At 73.2% G+C, this 18,335-nt stretch carries 13 protein-coding genes, 1 pseudogene and 1 riboswitch; of the genes and pseudogenes, 10 read left to right on the top strand and 4 right to left on the bottom strand.

Annotated features, from left to right (window positions below; genetic code table 11):
- Nucleotides 1-41: 41 nt before the first annotated feature.
- On the bottom strand, nt 42-500 hold the full coding sequence (locus tag ACFXI4_RS09450; RefSeq protein ID WP_384989108.1) for a flavodoxin family protein: 459 nt from the start codon (nt 498-500) through the stop codon (nt 42-44).
- A 130-nt stretch (nt 501-630) separates the two neighbouring features.
- On the opposite strand from ACFXI4_RS09450, the gene ACFXI4_RS09445 reads away from it, so the two are divergent.
- Nucleotides 631-1,278 carry a lipoprotein gene (locus ACFXI4_RS09445; protein WP_384989107.1) on the top strand — a complete coding sequence of 216 codons (648 nt, stop codon included), beginning with the start codon at nt 631-633 and terminating at the stop codon, nt 1,276-1,278.
- A gap of 73 nt (nt 1,279-1,351) precedes the next feature.
- On the opposite strand, the gene ACFXI4_RS09440 is transcribed toward ACFXI4_RS09445, so the two are convergent.
- Nucleotides 1,352-3,274: a DUF1996 domain-containing protein gene (locus tag ACFXI4_RS09440; RefSeq protein ID WP_384989240.1), complete on the bottom strand. Its 1,923-nt coding sequence runs from the start codon at nt 3,272-3,274 to the stop codon at nt 1,352-1,354.
- A gap of 344 nt (nt 3,275-3,618) precedes the next feature.
- Nucleotides 3,619-3,793: riboswitch (cyclic di-AMP (ydaO/yuaA leader) on the top strand.
- Nucleotides 3,794-3,801: 8 nt separating this feature from the next.
- Between ACFXI4_RS09440 and ACFXI4_RS09435 the strand changes: the two genes are divergently transcribed.
- Nucleotides 3,802-5,859: a C40 family peptidase gene (locus ACFXI4_RS09435; protein ID WP_384989106.1), complete on the top strand. Its 2,058-nt coding sequence runs from the start codon at nt 3,802-3,804 to the stop codon at nt 5,857-5,859.
- 15 nt (nt 5,860-5,874) lie between these two features.
- On the opposite strand, the gene ACFXI4_RS09430 is transcribed toward ACFXI4_RS09435, so the two are convergent.
- Nucleotides 5,875-6,933 carry an NAD-dependent epimerase/dehydratase family protein gene (locus ACFXI4_RS09430; RefSeq protein ID WP_384989105.1) on the bottom strand — a complete coding sequence of 353 codons (1,059 nt, stop codon included), beginning with the start codon at nt 6,931-6,933 and terminating at the stop codon, nt 5,875-5,877.
- A 264-nt stretch (nt 6,934-7,197) separates the two neighbouring features.
- On the opposite strand from ACFXI4_RS09430, the gene ACFXI4_RS09425 reads away from it, so the two are divergent.
- The 6 genes and pseudogenes from ACFXI4_RS09425 (at nt 7,198) to ACFXI4_RS09400 (ending at nt 15,411) form a co-directional block, all read left to right on the top strand.
- Entirely contained in the window at nt 7,198-8,562 is a 1,365-nt protein-coding gene (locus tag ACFXI4_RS09425) for an FAD-dependent oxidoreductase (RefSeq protein WP_384989104.1), read from the top strand.
- 301 nt (nt 8,563-8,863) lie between these two features.
- Complete coding sequence (locus ACFXI4_RS09420; protein ID WP_384989103.1) at nt 8,864-10,030, top strand: hypothetical protein; 1,167 nt, start codon at nt 8,864-8,866, stop codon at nt 10,028-10,030.
- Between the two features lie 40 nt (nt 10,031-10,070).
- The gene (locus ACFXI4_RS09415; protein ID WP_384989102.1) at nt 10,071-10,358 is read left to right on the top strand and encodes a YkvA family protein; all 288 of its coding nucleotides are present in this window, start codon (nt 10,071-10,073) and stop codon (nt 10,356-10,358) included.
- A 407-nt stretch (nt 10,359-10,765) separates the two neighbouring features.
- Nucleotides 10,766-11,029, top strand: a pseudogene (locus tag ACFXI4_RS09410) (SpoIIE family protein phosphatase); the annotation flags it as partial.
- A gap of 387 nt (nt 11,030-11,416) precedes the next feature.
- Entirely contained in the window at nt 11,417-14,053 is a 2,637-nt protein-coding gene (locus ACFXI4_RS09405) for a SpoIIE family protein phosphatase (RefSeq protein WP_384989238.1), read from the top strand.
- Nucleotides 14,054-14,106: 53 nt separating this feature from the next.
- Nucleotides 14,107-15,411 (top strand): hypothetical protein, encoded by a 1,305-nt coding sequence (locus ACFXI4_RS09400; protein WP_384989101.1) that lies wholly within the window; start codon nt 14,107-14,109, stop codon nt 15,409-15,411.
- A 3-nt stretch (nt 15,412-15,414) separates the two neighbouring features.
- Here ACFXI4_RS09400 and ACFXI4_RS09395 read toward each other — a convergent pair whose 3' ends face one another.
- Nucleotides 15,415-17,250, bottom strand: coding sequence for a glycoside hydrolase family 15 protein (locus tag ACFXI4_RS09395; RefSeq protein WP_384989100.1), 1,836 nt, complete (start codon nt 17,248-17,250; stop codon nt 15,415-15,417).
- A 169-nt stretch (nt 17,251-17,419) separates the two neighbouring features.
- Here ACFXI4_RS09395 and ACFXI4_RS09390 point away from each other — a divergent pair, with 169 nt between their 5' ends.
- On the top strand, nt 17,420-17,626 hold the full coding sequence (locus tag ACFXI4_RS09390) for a hypothetical protein (protein WP_362717266.1): 207 nt from the start codon (nt 17,420-17,422) through the stop codon (nt 17,624-17,626).
- A gap of 44 nt (nt 17,627-17,670) precedes the next feature.
- Nucleotides 17,671-18,267 carry a nucleoside deaminase gene (locus ACFXI4_RS09385; RefSeq protein WP_384989099.1) on the top strand — a complete coding sequence of 199 codons (597 nt, stop codon included), beginning with the start codon at nt 17,671-17,673 and terminating at the stop codon, nt 18,265-18,267.
- Nucleotides 18,268-18,335: the final 68 nt, after the last annotated feature.

Genomic DNA, 18,335 nt, shown 5'->3' with positions numbered 1-18,335 from the left:
CTTCGTCCGTGCGGGTGACGGAGCGCGTCGCGCGGGGCGGGTCAGGCGTCGTCGGCGAGGCCGGCGGCGACGGTCGCGCCGAGCTCCCAGCACGCCTCGATGTCCGCCGTGCCGGGCTCGCCCGTCACCGTGACCGGCTGAGCCGCCCGGCGCCAGCCGAGGCCGGTGGTGAGGGCGTCGAGGGCGCGCAGGGCGCCGGTGACGTCGTTGCCGCCGTGCACGTAGGCGCCGAAGGGACGGCCCCGCGTCTCGTCCAGGCAGGGGTAGTAGATCTGGTCGAAGAAGTGCTTGAGGGCGCCGGAGACGTAGCCGAGGTTGGCCGGGGTGCCGAGGAGGTAGCCGTCGGCCGTGAGGACGTCGGAGACCGTGGCGGACAGCGCCGCCCGCCGCACGACCCGGACGCCCTCGATCTCCGGGGCCGTCGCCCCGGAGACCACGGCCTCGAACATGGCCTGGCAGTGCGGTGAGGGGGTGTGATGGACGATCAGCAAGGTAGCCACACCGGCACCCTGCCGTGCGCGGCCCGCCGGCGGCAAACGGCGGGCCGCCGGTCAAGGCTGTGCGGCTGGTCGGCCGTGTCGGAGCCCTCCGTTACAGTGACGCGCCGGGACGCCGAAGGGGAGGCAACGGGTGGGGAGCCTGGGGAGGCGAGCCGTACCGCTCGCACTGCTGGCCGGGATGCTGACGGGTTGCGGGGTGTCGGCGCGCGCGACCGGCGTCACGGAGTCGGGACACGCGTCCGGTGCGGCGGCTCGGCGCGGGGGCACGGTCGGCGCCGCCGGTTCGGCCTGTGCGCTGCCGGTCACGTTCGACATCGCCCGCGGCTGGCGGGCGGCGGCCGTGGAAGGCCCGGCCGCGGGTGTCTCGGACGGCACGGACGCCGATCTGGCGGAGAGCCTGCTGCGTCAGGGTCCGGTGACCCTGGTCTGCGAGATCGACGCCAAGCCCGCCGGGTCCATCGGCTTTCTTCGGGTGTCGACGGGGAAGCCGGGCAGCGGTGACGCCGGCGCGGTGCTCCGGGCCTTCGTGGCCGCCGAGGACGGCACCAGCGGAGCGAGGTACCGGCCCTTCACGTTCACGTCCGGCGGGCCGGCCGGGGTACGGGTCGACTACGTCCACACCAGCGAGCTGCTGGGCGAGAGCAAGCGGGAGTCCGCGCTGGCCGTGGTCACGCCCCGCGGGCCCGTCGTCCTGCACCTGGGCGGGCTCGACAGCGCGGAGCACGACGCGATGCTCCCCGCGTTCGAGCTCGCCCGGCAGACACTGCGCACCGCCTGACCCCGGCACGGGGGCCGGGGCCGGACGCGCCGTCTCCGCCGGGCCGGGGCCCGGCGGAGACGCGTCGCCTGGGTCAGGACGACCTCCACCGGGTGCGCCACAGCAGCACGAACCCGGCGGCCAGCAGCAGTCCGCCGAAGGCGGCCGGCCAGAGGCTGGTTCCGGTCTCGGCGAGATCACCCTGGACGGCCTGCGGCTCGGTCTGGGGCGCGGTGGACGGGTTCTGCCGGCCGGCCGGAGCGGCACCGGCGGTGCTCGCCGCGTCGGCCGGGGCCTGGGTCTCGGGCCGCTCGGTCGGCTTGCTGATGACTCCGCCTCCCGTGCCCGAGGACTTCTTCGGCGAAGCGCTCGTGTAGACGTGCGGCAGACCGGAGTCGCCGGAGCCGGACCTCGTGGCCGACGGCTCGGCCGCGGGCTCGGAGGGCTCGGCGCTCTGCGTCTGGGCCGGCGGGTCGGCCGGGGCCGCCGTGTCGCTCGGCTCGGTGACCGGGCTCGCGGTGTCCGACGGCGGGTTCTCCGGGGTCGCCGACTCGGACGGGTCGGGTTCGGCGCTCTGCGACGGCGGCTCCTCGTCGGCCCCCGCGCCGCAGGTACGGCCGGAGTTGATGCAGCCGACCATCTTCCGCATCAGGTCCTCGTCGAAGACGTTGATGAAGTCGCCGTGGTCGGTGACCGGCTTGTGCAGCTGCTCGGGGAACGAGTCCACCGCGAACAGCGGGACCGTCCGGCCGCCGTCCTGAAGGCTCGGCGCGTCCACGTCGTAGACGATGCGCTGCACCAGCTGCGGGATGGCCTCGAAGCCGGCTGGGCAGCTGCCGTCGGCGGCCTCGAACGCCACATGGGTGCGGTGGTTGGCGCTGTCGATGTTCCGGCCGTCCCAGCAGCTCTGGAACCGGAACGTACGCACCACGTCACTGCCGGAGGGACAGAGCGGGTACTTGTCCTTGAGCTGCCGGTCCTCGAAACCGGTGCAGCTCCAGGAGGCGTTCGCGTTGGCCGGGCCGTTGACGAAGGACTTGGCGTCACCGGTGATGATGCGCAGCAGCCGCGGCATCTCGGTGACCTTGGAGGTCGGGTTGCCCTCGAAGGTGAGCGTGACCTCCTTCGCCGTCACGATCTGCCCGGCGTTGCCCTCGGTGCCGCCGCCCGGCTTGTCGGCGTCCCGCTCCTGCGTGCCGTTCTGCAGGCGCAGCACGGGCCAGTAGTACGTGGACTTGTCGCCCTGGTCCGCACAGCTCGTGTCGGCCTTCGCGAGGTCGTCGTCGCTGGCGAAGGCGTTGTTGGACTGGTTGCCGATGTAGTCGTGGAAGTGGTGCGCGCCGTTGGAGACACCCGGCGCCACGATCACGTTGTCCGAGTTGAACAGCCCGTTGGCGTTGACACCGCAGCTGGAGGAGAAGGTGCCGGTGGAACCGCCGGACTGCTCGGCCGGGGTCGTGACATTGGGCTGGACGGCAGTGATGTCGGCGTAGTCGGCGGCGACGGGGCCGTTGCCGCCCTGGCCGCCGATGCCGGTCCCGGCGCCGGCACCGGCGCTCGCGCTCTGACCCGGTGTGGCGCCGTCCTGCGGCGACGCCGACTGGCCGCCGCCCTGGTCCGAGGAGCGCAGGGTGCAGGGGGCGAGGTCGTCGAGGCCCTCGGGGCGGTCGCCCTCCCGGCCGATGGCGTCGGCGATGCGCTGGAGGGATTCGGACCGCTTCTCCTTCAGCGGACCCAGAATCGTCTGGTCGGCGAGAGAGGGGTTCTGCCGGATCGCCGCCGCCGACTCCTTGAGCTGCTGGTAGGCGGCCGCGATCTGCTGGTCCAGCTGCGCGAGTTCACCGTCGACGTCGGCCCGGGCCGCGTCGGGCACGTCCGTCAGACGGCTGCCGGCGTCGGGGCAGTAGACGGTCGGCGCGGACAGCACCTGGGCGGTCTGCCCGGCCTGCTGGTCCGAACCGCCTTCGGTGGCCGAGGCGTAGACGTTCACCGCGACCAGTGTTGCGCCGCCGAGCATGAGGGCGACCGCTGCGAAGGTCGCTCGTTGTGCGCCGGTCGGGCGTCTGCGCCTGTTGGGTCTCAAGGTCGTTCCCCTGCGTGTCGTGGTCGGGCCGGACATGGAAATCCCCCGCCCTGTACGCGGCCCGGCGCCGCCGTGTTCAACGGCCCCACGAATTCACGGCGATCTCATAGGAAGCAGCCGTCCGGTCGCCCACGACACCGCTCCGGCACCTCGAACGCTACGACGAACATCACAATTACGTATCGGACATTAGCCACTTCAACCTTCACACGAGTGACACAAGTTGGCTAAGTTGACGGGCAAGCCGCTCGGCTCCCCCCGGCGAATCCCGTCGGGCCGCGCGGCCTCCGCCCAATCCGGTGCCCAACGGGGCCTCCCGGAGCCGGGGACCCAACCGAACCACTGGGGTGAATCGGCCAACTGCCCTGAGGGGCGACGGCCGTAGGGCATGCCTTCCGGATCGACCCGCCCGAACCCGACAGCTAACCCGGTCGGCGGAGTACGGAAGGAGCACGACCCCCATGGCGCCCGAGAGCCGTGACGAGGTTCGACAGCGGATCGACAGCCTCTACGACCAGGCCGAGAACGCCACCGGGAACTACAACGCCACACGCGCGATGAACGGGGGCTCGCGGTCCCGCGGTGTCCCGCTGTTCAAGCGGCCCCGGCGTGACGACCCGGGCCTCGACAGCATCGCCCGCGAGTGGTTCGACGGAGCGCGCTCGCGGCTGGGGCCGAGTGTCCCGGCGGCGCTGCCCTCCGACCGGCAGCCCGCCCGTCCCGGCCCGCGACGCCCCGTCAGCGCCATGGCGGCCGACCTGCTCGGCCAGCTGGAGGGCACCGGCGCGGCCCGGCCCGAGCTGACCGCGGGGCCGTCCGCGAACAGCGACATCGAGGTCGTCCGCGAACCGGCGGGGCGCCCGCTGGAACTGACGGCCGGATCCCCCGCGGCACTGCCCCCGGGACCGTCCAGCTCGCCCAAGGCGCTGCCCGCCGCCGCGCCGCAGCGGGCCACGCCGGGCGCGTCCAAGACCAAGTACCAGCTGAAGATCGCCAAGGCGCGCGAGCTGCTGTCCCAGCGCACCGGACAGCGCGCGATCGCGGCGCCCGAACCGGCCGCTCCCGTCCCGGCACCGGCACCGGCACCGCAGGCGGCTCAGGCCCCCTGGCCGGCGCCCGAGGCCCAGGCCCCCGCGCAGCAGTGGTCGGCCCCCGCCGGCATGCCGGAGCGGTACGGCGACACCGGCTCCTCGCGGGCCCCGACCGTGACGGAGACGACGGGTGGCATCCCGGTGGTGTCCGCGACGGACACAGGCACCTTCCGGATCATGACCCCGGGCGCCGTCCAGTCCCGGTTCCCGGCGAACACGGACGGCTCCCGCGTGATGACCCCGGGCGCCACCGACGGCTTCCCGCCCGTGACGGGCGGGGAGACGGGTGCGATGCCGGCCGCGGGCGCGGGCGACACCGGCTCCTTCCGGGTCATGACGCCGGGCGCCACGGGCACGTTCCGGATGCCGGACGACACCGGCGGGTTTCCCTCCGTGCCCCCCGCGCACACGGACGCCTTCCAGGCCGCGTACCCCGCCGACACGGGCGCCTTCCAGACGCCTGCGCCCGTCCCGGGCCCGATGGACAACGGTTTCTTCCCGGGCGTCGCGCAGGACGCGGCCGCCGCCTACCTCAGCACGCCGGCGGCCACCGCGGAGGCCGCCTATCCCGCCGCCGCGTACGCCGCGTCGGCCCCGGACGCGGCGGCTCCCGCCATGCCGACGGCCGGCTTTCCGACGGCCGCCGTGCCGACGGCCGGCTTCGGCACCGGCGCCTTCCCCGCGGCGCCCGCCGTGGACCTGGGCGGCTACCCGGCCGGGACGCAGCCGACGGCCGCCGGCTGGGGATCAGCCGCGCCGATGCTCACGCCTCAGGCTCCGCTGCCCGCGCCGGTGATACCCGCGGCCGTGACGGACCCGCCGTGGGCGATGCTGGCGGCTCCCGCCGCGATGGCCGAGCCCCCCTTGGCGATGGCCGCCGCCGCGCAGGTCGCCCAGGCCCCGTTCCCCACCGCGACCGTCCCGGCGGTGCCCCCGGTGGTCACCGCCCCCGTCCCGACCGCGCCCCCCGTGGTCACTGCTCCGCTCCCCACCTCTCCCCCGGCCGCCTTCGCGCCCGCAGCCGTCGCCGACACCGGCTCCTTCCTCGTGCCCGGTGCCGTGGCCGAGCCCGGCAAGGCCATGAGGGCGCTGGCGTTCGCCCGGGCGCAGATCGGACGGCCCTGCGTCTGGGGGGCGACCGGTCCGGACTCGTACGACTGCTCCAGCCTCACCCAGGCCGCCTGGCGTGCCGCCGGGGTGTCGCTGCCGCGCGCCACGGCCGAGCAGGCCTTCGCCGGCACCCCTCTGACCCTGGCCGCGATCGAGCCCGGTGACCTGGTCTTCTTCTTCGACAACGACAGCCACGTCGGGGTCTACACGGGCGACGGCATGATGATCCACGCGCCCAGCCCGGGGGCCTCCATCCGCGAGGAGTCGATCTACAACGCCGGGGAGTCGGCGATCCACCGGGTGGTCCGCCCGGCCTGAGCCCGGCCGTCGGGGTCAGACCCTCCGCCGCCGCGTGCGCCAGCTCGCGTGGTGGTCCAGGAGGGTCTGCTCGACGGGCCGGTAGGTGAGGCCCAGTTCGCGGACGCCCCGGCTGTTGTCGACGCGGAAGCGGATGCCGAGGTGCTTGCGGATGTAGTCCTGGGTGAGCCCGAAGGACGGACCGAGGACCCGTACCGGCCAGTGCGGGAGCGCGGTGCGCGGCAGGCGCGGATCCCAGGGACGCCGGGTGCGGATGATCCTGGACATCTCGTGGAAGGACGTCATCGTCTCGTTGGCCACGATGTAACGGCCGTGCGCCGCCGGGTTCTCCGCCGCCGCGATGTGCGCGTCGGCCACGTCGCGGACGTCCGCGGTGGTGAAGCTGAAGTCCGGGGCGCCGTAGCAGAAGTAGCCCTTGAACAGCTCGTCGAGCAGGAAAAGGCTGCCGGACTCGGAGGCGGGTGTGAGCGAAGGGCCCAGTATCAGGCCGGGGTTGACGCAGACCATGCGCCAGCGGTCCTGAGCGGTCCCGGCGTCCAGGACGGCGCGTTCGGCGACCGTCTTGGCGTAGTGGTAGGGGTTGCCGGCCACCGTGCTGGTGGTGTTGAAGTACTTCTCCGTCAGGATCCCGCCGGCCATCTCGCGGACGTCGCAGTAGTCGCCGAAGACGGCGCCCACGGTGGAGGTGAAGACCAGGGTCGTCACGTCCGGGGTGCGGTCCACGCTCGCCAGCACGTTGCGGGTGCCGAGCAACGCCGGGTCGACCACGTCCCGCCGGCCGTCCCGGATCCGCTCCGGCATCAGGAACGGCGAGGCGACGTGGAAGACCGTGGCACAGCCTCGGAAGGCCTCGTCGAAGGAGCCGTCCCTGATCAGGTCGGCCTCGAACAGGGCCAGTTGGCCGGGGAAGGCCTCCTGGAGCTCCCACAGGGGCCGCACCTTGTCCGCCGCGGAGGCGCTGCGGACGGTCGCGTGGACCCGGTAGCCCCGCTCCAGCAGCCCGCGCACCAGATGACTGCCGACGAATCCGCTGCCGCCGGTCACCGCGACGGTCTTCTCCCCGCGTGCGTCCACGCTCTCACCCCTCGCCCTCGGGACACCGCGCCCCGTGCGGCGCACAGGCCAGGCTGGCGCATGTCCGGGGCGGGCGCCAGGCACCGGGCGGAGAGCGGTACCGTCTCCGGGGCACAAGCGGTGTCCGACACACCTCATAAGGTCGCCTTATGAGGTCATAGAGTGGACCCGTGTACTAACTTAGGACTGCCTTAGCTTAGGCTTCCCGTTCGAGATCGATTGTCTTCACTCGGTCGATTGTCATCACTCGAAGGGAACCTGATCATGCCGCGCCCCCTGCGGGTAGCCATCGTCGGAGCCGGCCCGGCCGGGATCTACGCCGCCGACGCCCTGCTCAAGTCCGAGGTGGCCGCCGAGCCCGGCGTGTCCGTCGACCTCTTCGAGCGGATGCCCGCCCCGTTCGGCCTGATCCGTTACGGCGTCGCCCCCGACCACCCGCGCATCAAGGGCATCATCACGGCCCTGCACCAGGTGCTCGACAAGCCGCAGATCCGGCTCTTCGGCAACGTGGACTACCCCACCGACATAAGCCTCGACGACCTGCGCTCCTTCTACGACGCGGTGATCTTCTCGACGGGCGCGACGGCCGACCGCCAACTGCGCATACCCGGCATCGAGCTGGACGGCTCCTACGGCGCGGCCGACTTCGTCTCCTGGTACGACGGCCACCCGGACGTGCCGCGCACCTGGCCGCTCGACGCGGAGAAGGTGGCCGTCCTCGGGGTCGGCAACGTGGCCCTGGACGTGGCCCGCATCCTCGCCAAGACCGCCGACGAGCTGCTCCCCACCGAGATCCCGCCGAACGTCCACGCGGGACTGAAGGCCAACAAGGCCCTCGAGGTGCACGTCTTCGGCCGCCGTGGCCCGGCGCAGGCGAAGTTCTCGCCGATGGAGCTGCGGGAGCTGGACCACTCCCCCAACATCGAGGTCATCGTCGACCCCGAGGACATCGACTACGACGCGGGCTCGATCGAGACCCGGCGCGGCAACAAGCAGGCCGACATGGTCGCCAAGACCCTGGAGAACTGGGCGATCCGCGATGTCGGTGACCGCCCGCACAAGCTCTACCTGCACTTCTTCGAGTCTCCGACGGAGATCCTCGGCGCCGACGGCAAGGTCACGGGGCTGCGCACCGAGCGCACCGCCCTGGACGGCACCGGCAACGTCAAGGGCACCGGCGAGTTCAAGGACTGGGAGCTCGGCGCGGTCTACCGCGCGGTCGGCTACCTCTCCGACAAGCTGCCCAAGCTGCCCTGGGACATCGACTCGGGGACCGTCCCGGACGAGGGCGGCCGGGTCATCGAGGAGGGCGGCGACCACCTCCGGTCGACGTACGTCACCGGCTGGATCCGCCGCGGCCCGGTCGGTCTGATCGGCCACACCAAGGGCGACGCCAACGAGACCGTCTCCAACCTCCTGGACGACTACGCGAACGACCGGCTGCACACGCCCGAGTCGCCCGCGCCGGAGGCCGTGGACGCCTTCTTCGCCGAGCGGAACGTCCGCTTCACCACCTGGGAGGGCTGGTACAGGCTGGACGCCGCCGAGCGTGCGCTGGGCGAGCCCCAGGGCCGCGAGCGCGTCAAGCTCGTCGAGCGCGAGGACATGCTGCGCGAGAGCGGCGCGTGACACGAGGCTGAGCTGCTCGGACAGCTCGGAGGGGGCCGCCGGATCGCCGTCGGCCCCCTCCCCCGTTCAGCAGGCGAACGGAGCCCGCCCCGGTGCGGATGGACGGGCGGGCCCCGTCCGACACACCATTGTCCGGAATCCACCCGGTCGGGGACACGGGTGAACCGGCGTCGCACGACGCACCGGTCGCACACCCCGGGCGCGGGGCGCGTTCCCCGTGGCAGGGCGCCCCGCCCTGTGGGCCGCCCTGCCGAGCAGTGATACTGGAACGCACATCCCGCCCTCATCCGCAGATTGGCCCATGTCGAACTCCGCCACCGACCGTGCCGTCCTTCCGCCGACCGTCTGGGCCGCCCGCGGCCGCCACTCGGGCCCGGACTCCGAGGAGGTGATCCGCCGGGTCCTGCGCCGCCGCAAGGAGACCGGCGCCCTCGACGACTTCGCCGAACCCGCCGGCCCGACCGAGCCCGCCGAATCCGCCGTGCCGGGGGTACCGGTCCCGCGGGTCTTCGAGGCCCGCTGGCGCGTCGACGGCGGCACGGTGACGGTGCGCGCCCGGCTGACCCTCGTGGCCCAGCAGGCCGGGCGGGAGTGGCAACTGGTCGCCGAGGCCGAGCGGCCCTGGGACGAGACGTGGCCCTCTCCGGCGACGGTGTTCTGGCCCGACGGCGACGAGGCCGGCGACGGCGGCGAGGCCGCCTGGGACTACCACCCGGCCGTAGCGGGCCTCAGGATGCGCACGGTCAATCCGCTGCCCGCCGACGACAAGGACATGCGGCGGGTGCTGCGCGAGGCCGCGAAGGGCGCCTGGTGCGTCAACCTCGTGGTGCACGAGGCGATGACGCCCGACGCGCTCGGCAGTCGTCCGCTGGTCCGGCAGCTGCCGCCCGGCCTCGCCCACCGTGTCGTGGAGCACCGGGCCACGCCCCAGCAGTTCCGTGCCGTCAACTGGGCGGTGCGCGACCTCGGCGTCGAGGTGCCGCGCGGCGGTGCCGTCCTGCTGCCCCCGGACCCGGCACCGGCCGGCTACGACGCGCGGGAGTACGCCGTGCGCAGCGTCTTCCTGGACGGCTCGGAGTCCACCGAACTGATCGCCGTCCTGCGCCGGTTCGCCGCGCTGCCCAAGCCCGCGCCGCCGGGCGCCGAGGAGGCGCTGGCCGATCTGCGCGACAACTGGACCCTGATGACGCTGGAGGAGGAACTCGCCCGCGAACGCCAGCGGGTCGCGCAGTACGCCGAGGCCCTGGAGGCCATGACCAGGTCCCGCGACCTGTACAAGGAGGCCGCGCAGCGGGCCGACGAGGCGCTCGCCGCACTCCGCGACGCCCCGGCCCCCTCCGTACCGGCGTCACAACCCGCCTCCCCCTTCCAGCAGTTGACCCGGGCCTTCAAGGGCCTGCGGCCGCCGAGGGAGAATGCCGGGCCGGCGGCGGTGCCCGGGGAGGAAACCGGGAAGACGGACCAGTGACGGACCCCGGGCCGGACCGGGGCGGGACGACAGGACAGCGATGGACACCACCACGACCGTGTTCGTGATCTGCGCGATCGTCGCGGCGGCCCTGCTCGCCGGGGCGGTCACCGTGCTCGTACGACTGGTCCGCACCCGGCGCACCCTGCACCGGGCCGGTCTGCCCACCGGACCGCGCTGGGTCTTCTGGGGGGCCGTCCTTTACCTGGTGCTCCCGACCGACCTGCTCCCCGACCCGATCTACCTGGACGACATCGGCGTCCTCCTGCTGGCCCTGCGCTCGATGCGCGCGGCCCGGACACTGCCGTCGGAGGACCCCGGACTCTGAGCCGCGCGGGGCCCGGGTGCGGAGCAAACCCCCGTCCGGCGGCCTCCGGACGGGGCCGGGCGGTGCTGCCCGGGTGCGTTCGCCGGGCGTCGTGGCGCATTCTTGCCGTGTCCCCGCCCGGCGGTGCACGCACGAGGCAGGACCGGATGACCGGGAGCGGCGAGCACCTGGGCCGGGCGGGTGAACGGCTGACCGCGCTGCTGGTCGACGCCTCGACCGGCGCCCGGTGCACTTCTGCGCCACGGTGACACCGGCGAGGGCGACCGGCTCGCGCTGTCCCTGCACCCCGGCCCCGGCGTCGTCACCGGCGCGGTCGTCCCCACCAACCGGATCGACCCGGCCGTCCGTCTGCCCAGCCCGCCCGCGGTCCGGGCCTTCGCACTCGGCGACCGGCCGCCGACGAGGGGCTGAGCGGCACCGACCATCTGCTGATCGACCCCGACCCGGGCCAGTTCGCCAGCTGCTGCTACCTGCACCTGGACCCCGCCACCGGACGGGCCCGGGTCGCCCGGGCGGGCCATCCGCAGCCACTCCTGCGGGCCCCGGGCGGCCCCACCCGCGTCCTGGAGAGCGCCGGCGGGGTGGTGCTCGGGGTGGCCCTCCGCGCCCGGTACCCGGTGACCGAGCCGGCCCCGGACGCGATCCTCGCCCTGTCCACGGACGGGCTGGTGGAGCGGCCGGGCGAGGACATCGACGACGGCATCGCGGCGCTGCGGCTGGCGCTGTCCAGGGGCGGTGCCGCCGCCGGCGCGGCGACCGCTCGCCGGCGGGGGTGGCCGACCGGCTCACCGCCACGGCCCGGCACGCGAGCGACCGGCCCGACGACGTGGCGCCGGCCTCGCCACCCGGCGCCGGGTTTCCGGGGACAAGCCATGACAGGGCACAACGGGGCGCCACGCCGCTTGTCCCGGGAGACCCTCTCGCCTCGCCGGGCCGGGCAGTGTAGACATGGGCTCATGGTCCGTCTGCCCGGCCGGTCCGAGACCCGGCCGCCCCCTTCCGAGGCTCCGCGCGCGCCGCTCGCGGAGGGGGAGGGGACGGCGATCCGGCCGGGGCATATGCCTTCCGGGCGATGGCGGTCGGCGCGCAACACACGCAGCGTGGCCGCACAGGTGTTCATGCTGCAGGTGGTGATCGTGCTGCTGCTGGTCGTCACGGCGGTGGTGGAACAGGTCCTCCAGGTGCGGCACGACAGCACCATGGAGGCCCGCAACCGGTCCGTGGCCGTCGCCCAGTCCTTCGCCAACGCGCCCGGCACCGCCGCCGCGCTGCGGCTGCCGGATCCCACCGGCGTGCTCCAGCCGAAGGCCGAGGCGGCCCGCAAGGCGACCGGCGTGGACTTCATCGTCGTCATGAACACGGAGGGGATCCGCTACACGCACCCGAAGCCGGACCGCATCGGGAAGAAGTTCGTCGGGACCATCGGGCCCGCGCTGGCGGGCGGCACCGTCACCGAGGAGGTCGCGGGCACCATCGGGGAGCTGGTGCAGGCGGTGGTCCCGGTCAAGGACGCCGACGGCAAGGTGGTCGGGCTGGTGTCGGCGGGTATCACCACCGCACACGTGGGCGGTACCGCCGACCAGCAGCTGCCGCTGCTGCTGGCCTCGGCCGCCGCCGCGCTGGCCCTGGCGACGGCGGGCACGGCGCTGGTCAGCAGGCGCCTGAGGCGTCAGACGCACGGCCTCGGCCCGCGTGAGATGACCCGCATGTACGAGCACCACGACGCGGTGCTGCACTCCGTGCGGGAGGGGGTGCTGATCGTCGGCGGCGACGGCCGGCTGATGCTCGCCAACGACGAGGCACAGCGACTGCTGGACCTGCCCCCGGACGCCGAGCGCCGCAAGGTCGGGGATCTCGGCCTGGACAGCGACACCGCGGAACTGATCGCCTCGGGGCGGATGGCCACCGACGAGGTGCACCTGGTCAAGGACCGGCTGCTGGCCGTCAACCAGCGCCCGATCGAGGTGCGCGGCGGTCCGCCCGGCAGCGTCATCACCCTGCGCGACTCGACCGAGCTGCGCGCCCTGTCCGGGCGCGCCGAGGTGGCCCGCGAGCGCCTGAACATGCTGTACGACGCCGGGGTGGGCATCGGTACCAGCCTGGACGTCACCCGGACGGCCGAGGAACTGGCGGAGCTGGCCGTGCCCCGGTTCGCGGACTACGCGGCCATCGATCTGTACGACGCGGTCCTCAAGGGCGAGGAACCCAAGCCCGGGGACGCGCTGCGCCGGGTGGCCTTCGCGGGCCTGCGCGAGGACGCCCCGCTGTACCAGACCGGCGAGCGGATCCGGTTCGTGCCGTCCTCGCCGCAGGCTCGCTGTCTGGAGACCGGCGAGGCGGTCGTCGAGCCCCGGCTGCGGGACGCGCCGGGCTGGCGGGCCCAGGACGTGGAGCTCACCGGCCGGATCCTGGAGTTCGGCATCCACTCGCTGATCACGGTGCCGCTGCGGGCCGGGAACCTGGTGCTGGGGGTGGCCAACTTCTGCCGTTCGGAGAAGCTCGCGCCGTTCGACACGGAGGAGCTGGCGCTCGCGGAGGAGCTCGTGGCCCGGGCCGCCGTCTCCATCGACAACGCGCGCCGCTACACGCGCGAGCACGGCATGGCGGTGGCCCTCCAGCGCAGTCTGCTGCCGCGCAGCCTGCCCGAGCAGACCGCCCTGGACATCGCCTACCGGTACCTGCCGGCGCAGGCCGGGGTCGGCGGCGACTGGTTCGACGTGCTGCCGTTGTCCGGGGCCCGGGTGGCTCTGGTGGTCGGGGACGTCGTGGGGCACGGGCTGCACGCGGCTGCGACCATGGGACGGCTGCGTACGGCCGTGCACAACTTCGCCGCGCTGGATCTGACCCCCGACGAACTGCTGAGCCTGCTGGACGAGCTGGTGGGCCGTATCGACCAGGACGAGACCCCCACCGACAGCACGGCCCCGGTCACCGGCGCGACCTGCATCTACGCGATCTACGACCCGGTCACCCGGTGCTGCACGGTGGCCCGGGCCGGTCATCCGCCGCCGGCGCTGGCCGGGCCCGACGGCAGTGTGCGGTTCCCGGACGTGCCGGCCGGTCCGCCGCTCGGGGTGGGCGGACTGCCCTTCGAGACGGCCGAACTGGAGCTGCCCGAGGGCAGCAGCCTGGTCCTGTACACCGACGGGCTGGTCGAGGACCGGCAGCGGGACATCGACGAGGGCCTCGAGCTGCTCGCCGGTGCCCTGGAGTCGGCGGCAGGCGACACCCCTGAGGAGATCTGCGCGGCCGTCCTGGAGCGGTTGGCGGCCCGCCCCAGCGACGACGTGGCGCTGATCGTCGCCCGCACCCGGGCGCTCGGCACGGACCAGGTCGCCGAGTGGCAGGTACCGGCCGATCCGGCGGCCGTCTCCGAGGTGCGGGCCAAGGTGATCCGCCGGCTCGCGGACTGGGACCTGGACGAGCTGTCCTTCACCACCGAACTGATCCTCAGCGAGCTGGTCACCAACGCCATCCGGCACGGCCGGGCGCCCATCGGGGTACGGCTGCTCCGCGACCGGACGCTGATCTGCGAGGTGTCCGACGCCAGCACCACCTCGCCGCACCTGCGGTATGCGGCGAGCACCGACGAGGGCGGCCGGGGCCTGTTCCTGGTCGCACAGATGTCCGAACGGTGGGGCACCCGGTACACACCCGCCGGAAAGGTCATCTGGTCGGAACAGCCGCTGCCCTGACTCCTCCCCCACGGTGTTGAGAACACGTCACCGCGTGGGTGATGATCTCCGGTATGTTCTCGCGCCGCAGCCGTCGCCCCAGGTCCACCGAACTCGTCAAGGCCTGGGAGTGCCTGGACTCCGGGGATCTGCCCGGAGCGGTACGGCAGTTGCGGACCGCCGGGGAGGAGGCGCCGGCCGCCGAGGTGGCCCTCGTGGTCGAGCGGGCCGCCCAAGCGGCGGGTTTCGAGGACCTCGAACAGGCCGCCGCCGCGCTCGCCGCCCGACCCGATCACGCCCAGCACCTGTTCGACTTCGGGTACGCGTGCGTCGAACGCGGCCTGTCCTTCCTGGCGATCCCGCCGCTGCGCACGGTACTGACGCACAACCCGGGTGCGCTGATGGTGGTGCGGGAGCTGGTGTCGGCGTACGAGCGGGAGGAGCGCCACGGCGAGGCGATGGACGAACTGGCCCGGCACGAAGGCGACTTCGCCGACTGGCCGGACCGGTATCTGCTGGTGTACAACGCGCTCATGGCGGGCGACCTGGCCACGGCCCGCCGTCAGCACGCACTGCTGTCCGAGCCGCAGGACGCACAGTGGCGGCCCACGTGGGCCCGCCAGACCCGGATGCTGGAGCGGGCCGCTGCCCTCGGCGAGCCGGCGGGGCTGCGTGACTGGCAGTACGTGATCGGGGGCCAGGTGCTGGGCACCCTCTCCCCGTTCGGCTTCGCAGCGGGCATGGCGGGCCGCTACGCGTATCTCCAGGACACCCCCGGGCAGTGCCTGGGCGCCCTGCGGCGGCTGGCGCTCCTGCTGTCCGCCACGCGGACGAGCCCGCGCACGGTGTCACTGCTGCCCGACCGCGGCTCGCGGATCCTCGGCCTGGCCGCCGCCGAGGTGCTGGACCTGCCGGCCGTGCCGTTCGAGTCGGACCGCGCGGACACCGTCGTCGTGGCGTACGACCTCAACGAACTGGCCGGGCACCCGTCGGGGCCGGAGATCATCGGCGCGCTCTTCGAGCGGGCCCCGGGACAGGTCCTGCACGAGCATGCCGGCTGCTGGACCGACACGCCGGCCGTCACCGCCGACAGCGTCGGCCTGCTGCACCAGTCGGTGGTGGCGCCGTGGGGCGAGCGGCTGCGGGTCGACGAGGACGGCAGGACGGGACGGGAGGCGGCCGACGAGCGGCCCGCGGAGGAACTGGCCGCCGAGATCGTGCGGGCCGACGCCACGTTCGACGAGGGCGACGGCGAAGGACCGGCCGACCCGGACGAGGCGTTCACCGCGTTCGCGGAGTCGGTCCGGGAGGGCTGGCTCACCGGCGACCGGGCCCGCGTCAACTCGTCCGGACCGGTGCGCAGTTCGCGCTTCACGTGATCCTCAGCCGAGCGCCCGGTCCAGGTTGAAGGCCGCGCTGATCAGCGAGAGATGCGTGAACGCCTGCGGAAAGTTGCCCTGTTGCTCGCCGGTGCGGCCGATCTCCTCAGCGTACAGGCCCAGATGGTTGGCGTAGGTGAGCATCTTCTCGAAGGCGAGCCGGGCCTCGTCCACGCGTCCGGCGTGCACCAGGGCCTCGACGTACCAGAACGAGCAGATGGAGAAGGTGCCCTCGTCGCCGCGCAGACCGTCGGGGCTGGCCTGCGGGTCGTAGCGGTAGACCAGCGAGTCGGAGACCAGGTCCTCGCCGAGGGCGTCCAGGGTGGAGAGCCATTTGGGGTCGGTCGGGGCGATGAACTTGGCCAGGGGCATCATCAGGAGTGAGGCGTCCAGCACGTCCCCGCCCTCGTACTGGACGAAGGCACGGCGCCGCTCGGACCAGCCGCGGTCCATGATCCGCCGGTAGATGGCGTCCCTGGCGCCCAGCCAGTGGGTCAGGTCGGCGGGCAGGCCGCGCCGGCGGGCCAGCCGGATCGCCCGCTCGATGGCGACCCAGCACATCAGACGTGAGTAGAGGAAGTTCTTGCGGCCGCCCCGGGTCTCCCAGACGCCCTCGTCGGGCTGGTCCCAGTGGTCGCAGACCCAGGCGACGAGCCGGGTGACGTCGTCCCACTGGGCGCTGGAGATGGGCTGGGCCCACTTGTCGTAGAGGTAGATCGAGTCGATGAGCGCGCCGTAGATGTCCAGCTGGAGCTGGCCGGCCGCGGCGTTGCCGACCCGCACCGGTGCGGAGCCGCAGTGGCCCTCCAGATGCGGGAGGACCCGTTCGGGCAGGTCGCTGCGGCCGTCGATGCCGTACATGATCTGCAGCGGTCCCGAGGCGGCGCCGTCACCGGGGCTGACGCAGGTGGTCAGGAACTTCATGAAGGCCTCGGCCTCGCCGGTGAAGCCGAGCCGCAGCAGGGCGTAGACGGCGAAGGCGGCGTCCCGGATCCAGACGTAGCGGTAGTCCCAGTTGCGTTCGCCGCCGAACTGCTCGGGGAGGCTGGTGGTGGGCGCGGCCACGATGGCGCCGGTGGGCGCGTACGTGAGCAGCTTCAGGGTGAGTGCGGAGCGGTGCACCATCTCGCGCCAGCGGCCGCGGTAGCGGGACCGGGACAGCCAGCGCCGCCAGTAGCAGACGGTGGCCTCGAATTGCTGTTCGGCCTCGATATGGGCACAGCCCCGTGGCGCGATGCGCTCACCGGCCTGGTCGAGCGCGAAGACCGCGGACTCGCCCTCGGCGAGTTTGAAGTCGGCGTGGGCGTCCGGGCCGTCGCTCTCCATGGCCACGGTGGAGGTGAGCGCGAGCGACATCACCTCGGACTCGAACAGGGCGGTGCCGTCGAGCATTCGCAGGGTGTGCGGGTCCGCGCCGTAGTTGAAGCGGGGGGCCACCCGGACCCGGAAGGGGACGGTGCCGCGCACACAGATCACCCGGCGGATGAGCCGGTGCCGCTCGCAGTCCCCGGACGTGCCGATGACGGGCATGAAGTCCTGGACCTCGCCGACGCCGTCGTCGGTGAAGAAGCGGGTGATCAGCACGTTGGTGTCGGGGAAGTAGAACTGCTTGGTCCGGGAAGACACGGCCGGGGCCAGCGAGAAGTGGCCGCCGCGCTCGGCGTCCAGCAGGGCCGCGAAGACGCTGGGGGCGTCGAAGGACGGACAGCAGTACCAGTCGATGGTGCCGTCGCTGCCGACCAGGGCCACCGTCCGCAGATCACCGATCAGCCCGTGCTCGGCGATCGGAAGGTAGCGGGGGCTGCCGGGCGCAGTCTCGGAGAACCGCTGTTCGGTCATCGCGTCGGCCTCCCCTGAACGGATGTATGGGCACAATACATCGTAAAAGTGATAATTACCCTCGCGCATCGAGCACCCGGCGCGCGCGGGGCTCCGACCCGCTCCGGATGCGCGGTACGGCCGGGCGGGCAATGGTGAGAGGGTGCACCCGCTCCGCGAAGGAGGCACCATGTCGACCTCAGAACCCGAAGCGTCCCGGTCGCCCGACGACCGCGCCACCCCGGACTCCCTGCTGCACAGCGCCCCCGGCACCGGGGTGGCGCCCGAAGACCTGGTGATGGCGTCGGGCCGGGACGTCACCCCGGCCACGCTCGAATGGGCCAGGAAGAAGATGGAGCGCGAGGGCCCGAACTGCGTCGAGAGGCTGCTGCCCTGACGCTGGACAGGCGCCGCCTCCTCGGACTGCTCTCAGCGGCGGGCGTGGTGCCGTCCGCGCTCGCCGTACACACAGCTCGGCCCGCCTCCGCCGCCGTCGCCGCCTCCACGGACGGCGACCGCCACGGCGGTGCCGAGGATCACGCGTTGTTCATGAGGGCCGCGGTCCGGGAGGCGCGCGGCAACCCGCACTACCCCTTCGGCGCGGTGCTCGTCGGCTCGGGCCGGGTCCTGGGACGCGGGGTGAACACCTCGGCCGAGAACCCGACGTACCACGGGGAGATGGTCGCCATGGCCGACTACGTGCGCCGGGTCGGCAACCACGGCTGGGGCGCGGCCACCCTGTACTCGACCGGCGAACCGTGCGCCATGTGCATGAGCGCCTGCGCCTGGGCGGGTGTGGGCCAGATCGTCTGGGGCACCTCGATCGAAGGGCTCGGCCGCACCGGACTGGACCAGATCACCCTGCCGGCACGGGCGGTGGTCGACGCCGCCGCGTCCTTCTACAGCCCCCGGCTGCTGGGCGGCGTCCTCGCCGCGACGACGGACGCACTGTTCCGGCAGGCCGAGGTCCTGCGTTCAGGCGGGCCGAACGGGGCGCGCCAAGCGCGCCGCGGGGCGGGCAACGGCCCAGGTCCGTAGCGGATTTCACGCGTTGGTCGGCCGTTCTCTCTTTCGAAGCGGGGGTGCCTGCTGACAGACTCCGCCAG

Origin of the sequence: Streptomyces sp. NPDC059224 (assembly GCF_042754285.1) — a bacterium.
In the GTDB taxonomy this organism is placed as follows: Bacteria; Actinomycetota; Actinomycetes; order Streptomycetales; family Streptomycetaceae; genus Streptomyces.
Note: the sequence above shows the minus strand (reverse complement) of the source record. Positions and strands in the feature narration are given on the sequence as shown.

Bases quoted from the DNA above. Each gene is read 5' to 3' on its own strand.
- ACFXI4_RS09440 (WP_384989240.1), bottom strand. From the start codon at position 3,274: ATGCTCGGCGGCGCAACACTGGTCGCGGTGAACGTCTACGCCTCGGCC.
- ACFXI4_RS09435 (WP_384989106.1), top strand. From the start codon at position 3,802: ATGGCGCCCGAGAGCCGTGACGAGGTTCGACAGCGGATCGACAGCCTC.
- ACFXI4_RS09425 (WP_384989104.1), top strand. From the start codon at position 7,198: ATGCCGCGCCCCCTGCGGGTAGCCATCGTCGGAGCCGGCCCGGCCGGG.
- ACFXI4_RS09420 (WP_384989103.1), top strand. From the start codon at position 8,864: ATGTCGAACTCCGCCACCGACCGTGCCGTCCTTCCGCCGACCGTCTGG.
- ACFXI4_RS09415 (WP_384989102.1), top strand. From the start codon at position 10,071: ATGGACACCACCACGACCGTGTTCGTGATCTGCGCGATCGTCGCGGCG.
- ACFXI4_RS09405 (WP_384989238.1), top strand. From the start codon at position 11,417: ATGCCTTCCGGGCGATGGCGGTCGGCGCGCAACACACGCAGCGTGGCC.
- ACFXI4_RS09400 (WP_384989101.1), top strand. From the start codon at position 14,107: ATGTTCTCGCGCCGCAGCCGTCGCCCCAGGTCCACCGAACTCGTCAAG.
- ACFXI4_RS09395 (WP_384989100.1), bottom strand. From the start codon at position 17,250: ATGACCGAACAGCGGTTCTCCGAGACTGCGCCCGGCAGCCCCCGCTAC.
- ACFXI4_RS09390 (WP_362717266.1), top strand. From the start codon at position 17,420: ATGTCGACCTCAGAACCCGAAGCGTCCCGGTCGCCCGACGACCGCGCC.